Annotated in this window: 9 protein-coding genes; all 9 read left to right on the top strand. The window is 74.7% G+C overall.

Annotated elements, in window-relative coordinates; all coding sequences use genetic code 11:
• The first annotated feature begins 258 nt into the window (after positions 1-258).
• Positions 259-2133, top strand: a complete 1875-nt coding sequence (locus tag LG943_RS22870; protein WP_270074411.1) for an L-lactate permease — start codon at positions 259-261, stop codon at positions 2131-2133.
• A gap of 221 nt (positions 2134-2354) precedes the next feature.
• Complete coding sequence (locus tag LG943_RS22865; protein WP_270074410.1) at positions 2355-3626, top strand: serine hydrolase domain-containing protein; 1272 nt, start codon at positions 2355-2357, stop codon at positions 3624-3626.
• A gap of 431 nt (positions 3627-4057) precedes the next feature.
• Complete coding sequence (gene rpmE / locus LG943_RS22860; RefSeq protein WP_179767343.1) at positions 4058-4267, top strand: 50S ribosomal protein L31; 210 nt, start codon at positions 4058-4060, stop codon at positions 4265-4267.
• A 153-nt stretch (positions 4268-4420) separates the two neighbouring features.
• Complete coding sequence (gene prfA, locus LG943_RS22855) at positions 4421-5488, top strand: peptide chain release factor 1 (RefSeq protein WP_270074409.1); 1068 nt, start codon at positions 4421-4423, stop codon at positions 5486-5488.
• Positions 5485-6342, top strand: coding sequence for a peptide chain release factor N(5)-glutamine methyltransferase (prmC, locus tag LG943_RS22850; protein ID WP_270074408.1), 858 nt, complete (start codon positions 5485-5487; stop codon positions 6340-6342). Before prfA ends, prmC begins: the two co-directional genes overlap by 4 nt.
• Before the next feature lie 100 nt (positions 6343-6442).
• A complete protein-coding gene (locus LG943_RS22845) occupies positions 6443-7318 on the top strand; it encodes an L-threonylcarbamoyladenylate synthase (protein ID WP_270074407.1) in 876 nt (291 codons plus the stop codon).
• 172 nt (positions 7319-7490) lie between these two features.
• Positions 7491-8081: a hypothetical protein gene (locus LG943_RS22840; RefSeq protein WP_270074406.1), complete on the top strand. Its 591-nt coding sequence runs from the start codon at positions 7491-7493 to the stop codon at positions 8079-8081.
• Positions 8082-8360: 279 nt separating this feature from the next.
• The gene (locus LG943_RS22835; protein WP_270074405.1) at positions 8361-9653 is read left to right on the top strand and encodes an erythromycin esterase family protein; all 1293 of its coding nucleotides are present in this window, start codon (positions 8361-8363) and stop codon (positions 9651-9653) included.
• Between the two features lie 743 nt (positions 9654-10396).
• Positions 10397-11557, top strand: coding sequence for an MraY family glycosyltransferase (locus LG943_RS22830; protein WP_270074404.1), 1161 nt, complete (start codon positions 10397-10399; stop codon positions 11555-11557).
• The last annotated feature ends 131 nt before the right edge of the window (positions 11558-11688 follow it).

Genomic DNA, 11688 nt, shown 5'->3' with positions numbered 1-11688 from the left:
GCCGCGGTCCGTCCGGTCCCCGCCGCTCGCCGGCGCGGGACCGGGCGGCCGCGTGTGATGCCCGGGCCGCACGCCCGGGTGCGGCCGGGTGCCCCGGCGGGCGCCTGGGCTGAGCGCCCGCCGCGCCCGCTGTGATCGCGGCGGACCGCACCACCGTTCACGGTTTTCCCTTTCGCCCCCCTTTACCCGGGGAAGTACCTCGCCTAAGGTGCGCAGGGAGATTGCATACCGTGTACCGCCGGTCTCCCGGGAGTGCGTGTGGACGGCATCGCCCTGCTCAGCCTGCTCGCCCTGGCCCCGATCCTGCTGGTGGGGATCCTCCTCGTGGGGTTCCGCTGGCCCGCCAAGTACGCCATGCCCGCCGGCTACGCGGTCGTCGTGGCGATCGCCGTCACCGTGTGGCGGACCGACTGGGCCGCGGTGGCGGCCTCGACCGTGCAGGGCCTCATCCTGGCGGCCGGCCTGCTCTACATCATCTTCGGCGCGCTGCTGCTGCTGGCCACCCTCACCAAGAGCGGCGCCATCCACACCATCCGCGCCACCTTCACCGGCATCAGCCCCGACCGGCGGGTGCAGGCGGTCATCATCGGCTGGCTGTTCGGCAGCTTCATCGAAGGCGCCTCAGGCTTCGGCACGCCCGCCGCCGTGGTCGCGCCCCTGCTGCTGGCCCTGGGGTTCCCCGCGATGGCGGCGGTCATGGTGGGCCTGGTCATCCAGAGCACCCCGGTCAGCTTCGGCGCCGTGGGCACGCCCATCCTGGTGGGCGTCGACGGCGGCCTGGCGGGCTCCCCGGAGGTGGAAGGCCGCGCCGCCGAACTGGGGCTGACGGTGGCCGAGCTGGTGGAGCGCATCGGCCTGCAAACGGCGATCGTGCACGGCATCACCGGCACCCTGATCCCGCTCTTCCTGTGCTGCCTGCTGTGCGGGTTCTACGGCGAGCGCCGCCGCTTCGCCGACGGCCTGGCGGTGTGGCCGTTCGCGCTGTTCTCCGCCTTCGCCATGACCATCCCCTCCATGCTCTACAACGCCTTCCTCGGCGTGGAGTTCACCTCGCTGCTGGGCGGGCTCACCGGGCTGCTGATCGTCGTGGCCGCCGCCCGGCGCGGCTTCCTGCTGCCGGCCGAGCCCTGGGACTTCGGCCCGCGCTCGGGCTGGCCCGCGCGCTGGGCGGGCACCCTGAACCCGGGCGAGGGCGACGGCCCCACCGGCGGCGGGGCCGGAGCGGAGGGCGCGCGGGGAGCCGGCGACGGCGGCCGCCCCCGGATCGGCCTGCTGCGCGCGTGGTCGCCCTACCTGCTGGTGGCCGCGCTGCTGGTGCTCACCCGAACGGTGCCCGCCCTCACCACCTGGCTCCAGGGGGTGGAACTGGGCGCCGACAACCTGTTCGGCACCTCCATCGGTGACGCCGTGCAGCCGCTGTACTCGCCCGGCGCGGTGTTCATCCTGGTCTGCGTGGCCACCTACGTCCTGCACCGGATGAGCGCCCGCCAGATCGCCGCGTCCTGGCGGATGGCGGGCGGGCAGTTGGCGGGTGCCGCCGTGGCGCTGCTGTTCGCCGTGCCGCTGGTGCGGGTGTTCATCAACTCCGGCGCGGAGTTCGGCGCCGGAGACCTCGACAGCATGCCCCTCACCCTCGCCCAGGGCGCGGCGGAGTTGGCGGGCGGCGCCTGGCCGCTGATGGCGCCCTGGATCGGCGCGCTGGGCGCGTTCGTCGCCGGCAGCAACACCGTCTCCAACCTCATGTTCGCGCTGTTCCAGTTCTCCACCGGCGAGCAGATCGGGGTGCCCCCGGAGTCGGTCGTGGCCGGGCAGGCGGTCGGCGGCGCGGCGGGCAACATGATCACCGTGCACAACGTCGTGGCGGCGGCGGCCGTGGTGGGGCTCGTGGGCCGCGAGGGAGACCTCATCCGCCAGACCGCGATACCGCTGGTCTACTACCTGCTGACGGCGGGCGCGCTGACCTACCTCCTCACCTACGGCATCGGCTTCAACGCGGGGCTGGCGGTGCTGGCGGCCGTGGCCGCCGGGCTGGCGGGCGTCGTGGTGCTGCTGCGCCGATCGCCGGGCCGCGCGCCCAAACCGTCCGAAGCGGACACCCCCGCCCCGGGACCCGACGACACCCGCGGCGCCTGAGGGCGGGCGCCGGCCGACCCCGGCGCCCGCCATCGGAGCCGCCCGCCACCGCCCCCGGAACCTCCAGTGTGGGGCGGATCGCACCGAGCCGCGCCCGGCCGCGTGTGCCCTGCTCGGACGGCCGCCCGCCGGCCCGCGCCCGCGCGCCGAAGGCGCGCACCCGCCGCCGCGCGGGCTGTCCGAGTCGCGCGCGGCCCCGATCCGTGTTTCCATTCGCCCTGATGGAAAGCAGGAAGAACCGGGCGCTCCTGGCAACCGGGGCACTGGCCGCCGCGGCGGTCGTCGTCGCGGCCCAGGCGCTGCTGCTGGGCGGCGCCGACCGGGGGGCCGATGCCGCCCCCGCCGCGCCCGCCAACGACGGCCCCCGCCCCGCCGCCGGGATCGCGGCCGAGGACCAGATAGCCCTCCAGCAGGCACTCAACCGGGTCGTGCGCCAGGGCTCCAGCGGCGCCGTGGCCGAACTCGCCGTGGTCGACGAGCACGGCCGCGACACCTGGAACGGGGTCGCCGGGGTCGCCGACCGCGCCACCGGCGCGCCCGTGGACCCCCAGGCGCACTTCCGCGTGGCCAGCCTGTCCAAGCCGTTCGTCGCCGCCACCCTGCTGCACCTGGTGGAGCAGGGCCGCGCCGACCTGGACGACACCGTCGAGGAGCTGCTGCCCGGCGTCCTCGACGGCGGCGAGCACATCACCCTGCGCATGCTGCTCAGCCACACCAGCGGCATCTTCAGCTACAACCGGGCCATGCCCGACGTCCGCGAGGACCCCCACCGCCGCTGGCGCCCGCGCGAACTGGTGGAGATCGCCAACCGGCGGGGGCCCGTCTTCGCGCCGGGCACCGACGTCGCCTACTCCAACACCAACTACGTGCTGGTCGCGATGGTCATCGAGGAGATCACCGGCCGCCCCTACACCGAGGCCGTGGACCGCGCGATCCTCACCCCGCTGGGGCTGACCGAGACCTCCATCCCCACCGACAGCGAGGTCCCCGGCCCGGCGATGCACGCCTACCTCGCCGCCGCACCCGCGCCCGGCCTGGCGCCCGAGCCCGCCGACATCACCCACTTCAACCCCACGCGCTGGTACGGCACCGCCCAGGTCGTCTCGACCGTCAGCGACGTCAACCGGTTCTGGGAGGCGCTGCTGGGCGGGCGGGTGCTGGGGCGGCCCATGCTCGCCGAGATGCTGGAGGTCCAGGCCGTCACCGACGACGGCTACGGGTTCGCCCTGGGGCCGCGCGCCTACACCCTCACCTGCGGGCTGGACGTGTGGATGCACTCGGGCAACATCCCCGGCTACCGCACCTGGACCGTCCACGGCGGCGGCCGCCACCTCACTCTCTTCCAGGCCCGCTACACCGAGGACCCCGACCCGCCCGCCTGGGCGATGATCGAGACCGCGCTCTGCCCCGTCCACGGCGACCGCCCGGCACCCACCCCGGGCGACCACCCGACCGAGCCGGTGGAGGACACCGGCCGAGGCGAGGACGGCTGAGCCCGCCCAGGCCGCTGAGTGGGTTTTTTGTCGGTTTCCGAAGAAGTGAATGAAATCGATCTATAGGCTCAACGGAGCCGCAGGTCATTCAGCGTGCTCCCCGCACACGCGGGGATGGTCCCGGGAGGACTGGGAGCGCATGGTCGACGACATGGTGCTCCCCGCACACGCGGGGATGGTCCCCTCGGCGACATCACCGCCGTCGACTGGGCGGCGTGCTCCCCGCACACGCGGGGATGGTTCCCTCCCAGTGGCGGGCGGTGGAATAGCCGCTGGTCGGTTCTTCGTTGAAGGTCTGGCAAACTGGTATATCGACCGCCGCGGTACCGGTTCACGCACACCCGACGAGTCCTCGTGCTCGACGCGCCCGTGTGCCCCAGCGCGCGCCCGCGCGAGTGCGCCCGGCGACCGCCCCTAGCGAGGAGATCCACGTGAAAGCCGACATCCACCCCGAGTACGTTGTCACCGAGGTCACCTGCACCTGCGGGAACACCTTCACCACCCGCAGCACCGCCACCTCCGGCGTGATCCGCGCCGACGTGTGCTCGGCCTGCCACCCGTTCTACACGGGCAAGCAGAAGATCATGGACACCGGCGGCCGGGTCGCCCGCTTCGAGAAGCGCTTCGGCAAGCGCCAGTAGCCTGCCTCGCGGCGCCGGAGCGCGCGGAGCCGACCCGTTCGGCCCGCGCGTCCGGCGCCGCTCGTCGTAGGTGCCCCCGGGCCGCGCGCCGGCGGTCCGGGAGCGCCGCCGGACCCGACTCAACCGCCATCCACGGAAGCTGGTAAGCGAGAAGTGAAGCTGGACGACCTCCTGGGCGAGTACTACGAGCTGGAGCAGCAGCTCGCGGACCCCGACGTGCACGCCGACCAGGGGCGGGCGCGCGCCCTGGGCAAGCGCTACTCCCAGCTCACGCCCATCGTCGCCGCCTACCGCCAGCTCAAGCAGGTCGAGTCCGACATCGAGGCCGCCAACGAGCTGGCCGCCGAGGACTCCTCCTTCGCCGACGAGGCGCGCCAGTTGGAGAAGACCCGCGAGGAGCTGACCGACCGCCTGCGCGTGCTGCTCATCCCGCGCGACCCCGCCGACGACAAGAACCTCATCATGGAGGTCAAGGCCGGCGAGGGCGGCGAGGAGTCCGCGCTGTTCGCCGGCGACCTCGTGCGCATGTACCTGCGCTACGCCGAGCGCCAGGGCTGGAAGACCGAGGTCATCGACTCCACCCCCTCCGACCTCGGCGGCTACAAGGACATCACCATCGCCTTCAAGAACCGGGCCACCCCCGAGCCCGGCCGGGGCGTGTGGCCGCAGCTCAAGTTCGAGGGCGGGGTGCACCGCGTGCAGCGGGTGCCCGTCACCGAGTCCCAGGGCCGCATCCACACCTCCGCCGCCGGCGTGCTCGTGGTGCCCGAGGCCGAGGAGGTCGAGGTCGAGGTCAACGACAACGACCTGCGCATCGACGTGTTCCGCTCCTCGGGCCCCGGCGGCCAGAGCGTCAACACCACCGACTCCGCCGTGCGCATCACCCACCTGCCCACCGGCATCGTGGTGTCCTGCCAGAACGAGAAGAGCCAGCTCCAGAACAAGGAGCAGGCCATGCGCATCCTGCGCGCCCGCCTGCTGGCCGAGGCCCAGGCCAGCGCCGACGCCGAGGCCGCCGCCGAACGCAAGAGCCAGGTGCGCACCGTTGACCGCTCCGAGCGGGTCCGCACCTACAATTTCCCGGAGAACCGCATCTCCGACCACCGTGTCGGCTACAAGGCGTACAACCTGGACCAGGTCCTCGACGGAGAACTCGACGGCGTCCTCCAGGCGCTCATCGACGCCGACACCAAGGAAAGGCTGGAGCAGGCCCAGTCATGAACTTCCTGCTCGACGAGGTCGCCCGCGCCACGCTCCGGCTGGCCGACGCGGGCGTCCCCTCGCCCCGCACCGACGCCGAGGAGCTGGCGGCGTACGTGCACGGCGTTCGTCGAGGGGGGCTGCACGAGGTCGCCGACTCCGACTTCGACGCGCTGTACTGGGAGTGCGTGGCCCGCCGCGCCGCGCGCGAACCCCTCCAGCACATCACCGGCCGCGCCTACTTCCGCTACCTGGAACTGCGGGTGGGCCCCGGGGTCTTCGTGCCCCGGCCCGAGACCGAGATCATGGTCGACTGGGCGATCCAGACCCTGCGGGCCATGGACGTCGCCGACCCCCTGGTGGCCGACCTCGGCACCGGCTCCGGCGCCATCGCCATCTCCATCGCCCAGGAGGTCCCGCGCTCGCGGGTGCACGCCGTCGACATCGACCCCGAGGCGCTGGGCTGGGCCCGGCGCAACATCGAGGCCAGCGGCCACGGCGACCGAGTGCACGCCCACCTGGGCGACATGCGCACCGCGCTGCCCGACCTCGACGGCCGGCTGGACCTGCTGATCTCCAACCCGCCCTACGTGCCCACCGCCGACGCCGACGTGCTGCCGCCCGAGGTCCGCGACCACGACCCCGCGCCCGCGCTGTGGGCCGGCGCCGACGGCCTCGACCTCATCCGCGGCCTGGAGGCGGTGGGCCGCCGGCTGCTGCGCCCCGGCGGGGCCATGGCAATCGAGCACGGCGACGGCCAGGGCATCGACATCCCGCGCCTGTTCCCCGAGGAGCTGGGCTGGCGCGACGTCCGCAACCGCAAGGACCTCGCCCACCGCGACCGGTTCGTCGTCATGCGCCGGGCCGAGGACTGAGGCGGCCGGTGGGCGAGCGGTCCCGCCGCCGGGCCGGCGCCGGGACCCACGAGCGAGAGCGCCCCGTGGGCGCCGACCAGAGAAGAAGAGGTGACCGCAGGTGAGCCGCAGCTACGACTGCGCTGACGTGCAGGAGCGCAGGGACGGCATCGCCGATGCCGCCTCGTCGGTGCGCCGGGGCGAGCTGGTGGTGCTGCCCACCGACACCGTCTACGGCATCGGCACCGACGCGTTCAGCCCCGGCGCCGTCTCCGGACTGCTCCAGGCCAAGGGCCGGGGCCGCGACATGCCGCCGCCGGTGCTGGTGGGCTCGGTGCGCGCCGCCCAGGCGCTCATCGAGGACCTGGGCAACTACGGCCAGGACCTCATCGAGGAGTTCTGGCCCGGACCGCTCACCATCGTCTGCACGGCCGCCCAGAGCCTGTCCTGGGACCTCGGCGACACCAAGGGCACGGTCGCGGTGCGCATGCCGATGCACCCGGTGGCCCTGGACCTGCTGAAGGAGGTCGGGCCGATGGCCGTCAGCAGCGCCAACCTCTCCGGGCAGCCCGCCGCCATCACCGCCCAGGACGCCGAGAAGATGCTGGGCGACTCCGTCGCGGTCTACCTCGATGGCGGCCCGTGCGCCGACCAGACGCCCTCCACCATCGTGGACCTCACCTACGCGGTGCCGCGCGTGCTGCGCGACGGCGCCATCCCGGTCGAGCGGCTGCGCGCCGTGTGCGGCACGGTCATCGGGGTGGCCAAGCGCACGCCCACCACGGCGCCCGAGAGCGTTGCCGACGACTCCGGCGCCCCCGGCACCGCGCCCGGCGACACCGCCCCCGAGGGCGGCACCGCCGGCGCCGCCGGCACGGCGGCCCCGGCCGCCGAGACCGGCCAGGGCGCCGTACCGCCGCCCTCCGACAGTGAGGGAACCGGCGGGGCCGCCCCGGACGTCTCAGGCCCGGAGAAGCCGGGAGGCAGCACACCCTGAGTCCGTTGTCGCGCTGCCCCGGCGTTGGGCGGGGCCGGCGGCCGTAGCGCCGCCGGCCGGGTGCCGGCAGCGGCGAGAAAGCGGGTGCGGGGTGCGGGCAGGACAACGGCGCGGGGCAGGGGCGGCACGCACCGGCGACCGGTGGGGGCCGCACTACGGCGGTGCGGACCGGGTGGCGCCCGCGCGCGGCGCCTCGGCGGCGGCCGCCCTGGCCACCGCGTTCGTCCTGGCGCTCTGCGGCGCGCCGCTGATGGCCGGCACCGGTCAGACCGACACGCGCGTCCGGCTGCCCGCCGGCGCCGGTGCGGCGGCCGCGCCGCTGGAGCCGCTCGCCCCGCTGCCCGAGGGCGTCGCCGTCCTCGCCCAGAACCCGCCCGCCGCCGACCCCGACCGCGCGGCCGTCGCGGCGGTCGTGGAACTCCAGGCGGCCCTGCTGCGTGCCGAGCACGGCGGCGACGCCGACGCCGTGCTGGCCCGCGCCCTGCCCGGCTCGCCGGCGGCCGCCGCGCTTGCCGAGCACCTGGCCGAGGACCGCCCCGCACCTGTCGGCCGGTTCGTCTTCCACCACATCGCCGTGGGCCGCTACACCGCCGACCTGGTGCAGATCGACGCCTGCCTGGACCGGACCGCCGTCGTGCCCGCCCCGGCCGAGCCGGTCCAGTGGACCGGCTACACCCTGCGCCGCGAGGGGGAGGGCTGGCGCGCCGCCGCCATCCTCACCGACCCGGTCGGCCCGGGACCCGACACCCGCTGCGGCGGCTGAGTCGCCGCCGGCCGTGTCGCCCGCCCGCAGTTGCATGCCCGCGACCGGGTGCCCGCGCCCCGCGTGGCCGGAAAACCCCTTCGGGTGCGGCCGCCCGCGCTGGTAGCGTGGCGGTATGCCGACCGGAAGCCTGTTCCTCTAACCACGCGCTCCACCGGTGCGCGGCCGGGGCCGATGCTCCGGCCGGTGGCGTGCGGGCGTACCGCCCCGCCACCGCTCGCGCCCGGTGTCTTCGGTGACCCTTCCGCACCTCGACCACCGAGAAGCGAGCGCTGGACCATGACCGACGGCATCTCTTCCGACCGCGCCCGCCACCACTGGCTGGCGCCCCACACCACCGTCCTCGGCGGGCTCGACCCCGACGCGCCGCTGGACGACCTCGAACCCCTGCGCCCCGTCATCGGCGGCGCCCGCGTCGTCGCCGTGGGCGAGGGCGCCCACTTCGTCCGCGAGTTCGCCCTCGCCCGGCAGCGGCTGGTGCGGTTCCTCGCCGAGCGCTGCGGGTTCACCGTGCTCGCCTTCGAGTACGGCTTCGCCGAGGGCATCGCCCTCCAGCGGTGGCTCGACGCCGACACCGGGGACCCGGTACCGGCCGGCGGCACCGCCAACGCCGGGCTGACCGCCGACATGGGCCACTGGCTGCGCCGCCACAACCGCACCGGCGGCCACCCGCTGCGCTTCGTGGGTGTCGACGTGCCCGTGGCGGGGGGCGACCTGCGCCCGGTGCTGGAACCGCTGGCCGCCTACCTGCGCGACGTCGACCCCGAGGCGCTGCCCCGGGTCGAGGCCGCGCTGGCCGTGGCCGACCGGTTCGCCGGCGCCTCGGTGGCGGCCGCCGCCCCGGCCTGGGCGGCGCTGGAGCCGGCCGAGCGGGACGGGCTCACGGCGGCGCTCGCGCGGCTGCTCCTGCGCGCCCGCGCCCTGGAGCCGGTCTACGTCGAGCGCGGGGGCGCCGACCGCTACGCCACCGCGCTGCGCCTGCTGGAGGCCGCCGCCCACACCGACTACATGCTCGGCGCCATGCGCGACCTCTTCGCCGGCGGCGGGCTGGGCAACGACACCTCCGTGCGCGAGCACTACATGGCGCAAACCCTGCTGTGGCATCTGGAGCGCGCCGAGCCGGGCACCCGGTTCGTCCTGGCCGCCCACAACAACCACATCCAGAAGACGCCCATCACCGGCGACCACACCGCGCTGCCCATGGGCCACCTCCTCCACCGGGCGCTGGGTGAGGACTACCGCGCCGTCGCCCTGACCCACACCGCCGACCGGGTGCCCGAGATGCACCCCGACGCCAGCCCGGCCGGGTTCAGCGTGGTCGAGGAGCCGCTGGCGCCGCCGCCCGAGGGCAGCGTCGAGGCGGCGCTCGTGGCGGCGGGCCACGGCGGGGCCACCGTGCTGGCCGACCTGCGCAGCGCGCCCGAGGCGCCCGCGCGCCGGCTGGACCGGATGCGCTCGCAGTCGGCGGTCATGGCGGTGCCCGTGCGCGACGCCTTCGACGCGGTGCTGTCGGTGCCCTCGACCACCACGGAGGTGTCCATGGAGCTGGGCGCGGAGCCGGGCCGGGAGTAGGGGAGGGGGCCGAGGCAGGGGGCCGGGTGGCGGCCGCACGCCGCCCGTGGTTTCCCGGTCCGCCCCCATCCGCCCCATCCGCACCGGCCCGCACCCCCCACGCCGCCCTTCACAGGGTGGCCTCGGGGCAGCGGGCCGGGTGTGGGCGCGGGGCGGCGTCAAGAAAGCGCAAAGATCGGCGGCGGCGGAAACTCCACCGGCTACGCAGCGCGTTGTGCATGTGCGCCGATCACGGTGGCGCCGCGTGCACCGGCCCGCACGCTCCGCTCCGTCCCGGCCGGGTCCGCGCGGCCCGCCGCCGCGCGCCGTTCCCGCCCCGGCGCCCGTCCGGCGGCGGGATCACGGGCGATGTGGTGCGGATTGTCCGGACCGCCCCCGGTGGCGGCTCCGCCGCCGCACCCGGTCGCCGCCCACCGCCCGGCGCCGCGCCCGGCCCGGCGGCCCCGCCTTCCCGGCGCCGACCGGGACCCGCACCCCGCCCCCGCCGTGGCCGGGACCACATTTATCACGCCATGTAGTCATACGGTCTTGCCGCATCCCGGCGGCGGGTAGTGCTAGGTTCGACACCACCGCGGTCCCCGGTGCCCGGCAGCCGCTTCGCGGCCCCCGCCCGCCGACCGCGGTCATCGGCCGAGCCGACCGGTCGGCCGGGCCGGGCCGCCCGCGTCCACCGCAGCCAGCGTCCACACCGCCGCGCTCGGCGCAGCCGCCGACGCGCTTACGAGGAAGGCACCTGACACGCCGTGCGTGAGTACGCGCTCACCTTCGTCATCGCCGTGGCGGTCACCTACCTGCTGACCCCGTTCGTCCGGCGCGCGGCGATCGCCTTCGGCGCGGTGCCCCCCGTCCGCGACCGCGACGTCCACACCGAGCCCATCCCGCGGCTCGGCGGAATCGCGATCTACGGCGGCTTCGCGGCGGCGCTGCTGATCTCCTACCGGCTCCCGCACCTCCAAGACGTGTTCGTCTACACCACCTGGCGGGGCCTGCTGCTGGCGGGCGGCGTGATCGTGGTCATCGGCATCATCGACGACCGCTGGGGCATGGGTCCCATCCCCAAGCTCGCCGGGCAGACCCTGGCCGCCGGGATCATGGTGTGGTCGGGCGTGCAGATGCTGTGGCTGCCCATGCCCGGCACCCAGCTCTCGCTCGGGCCGTGGCTGGGCACGATGGTGTCGATCCTGCTGATCGTGGTGACGATCAACGCCGTCAACTTCGCCGACGGCCTCGACGGCCTGGCGGCGGGGATCGTGGCGATCTCGGCGTTCGCGTTCTTCATCTACTACTACGTCGCGGCGGTCGACCAGGGGTTCGAGCGCCAGTCCTACCCGGCGATGATCGCGATCATCCTGGCCGGGGTGTGCCTGGGCTTCCTGCTGCACAACTTCAACCCCGCCCGGGTGTTCATGGGCGATACCGGTGCCATGCTCCTGGGCCTGCTGCTGGCCTCGATCACCATCACCGTGACCGGCCAGTTCTACCCCGAGGGCCGCACCAGCGTGCACGGCCTGGCGCTGTTCCTGCCGGTGCTGCTGCCGCTGCTGGTGATCGCCCTCCCGCTCGCCGACCTGGTGCTGGCCGTGGTGCGGCGCACCATGGCGGGCAAGTCGCCGTTCGCCCCGGACAAGAAGCACCTGCACCACCGGCTGCTGGAGTTGGGCCACTCCCACGCCCGGGCGGTGCTGCTCATGTACCTGTGGGCGGCGATCATCGCGTTCGCATCGGTCTCCCTTTCGGTCTTTGACAATCCGTTCGTGGTGCTGACCGTGACCCTCCTGGTGGCCGCGTGCGCCGTGGCGCTGATCACGATGCCGCGCCTGCGCCGCCGGGCCGAGGAGCGCGCCGCCCGCGAACGCGCGCAGGGCCGGGCCGCCCAGACCGCGTCGGCGGGGGAGCGGCCGTGACCGCCCCGGCGCCGGTGCCAACGCGTCCAACGTCCCTCATGAGCGCGGGGTTCCCGCGCCGGACACCTTGTGCGGGAGGCCGAGCCGGGTAGACGCACACATGATCCGCGGTGGCCGCACCGCGGTGACAA

It is taken from the genome of Streptomonospora mangrovi, assembly GCF_027604915.1.
Classification (GTDB): Bacteria; Actinomycetota; Actinomycetes; order Streptosporangiales; family Streptosporangiaceae; genus Streptomonospora; species Streptomonospora mangrovi.
The sequence above is the reverse complement of the archived record's forward strand: the minus strand, read 5'-3'. Positions and strand labels throughout refer to the sequence as shown.

What these genes read in the sequence shown, in the direction of transcription:
- prmC (WP_270074408.1), top strand. Translation starts at nt 5,485, where the DNA reads ATGAACTTCCTGCTCGACGAGGTCGCCCGCGCCACGCTCCGGCTGGCC.
- LG943_RS22865 (WP_270074410.1), top strand. Translation starts at nt 2,355, where the DNA reads ATGGAAAGCAGGAAGAACCGGGCGCTCCTGGCAACCGGGGCACTGGCC.
- LG943_RS22835 (WP_270074405.1), top strand. Translation starts at nt 8,361, where the DNA reads ATGACCGACGGCATCTCTTCCGACCGCGCCCGCCACCACTGGCTGGCG.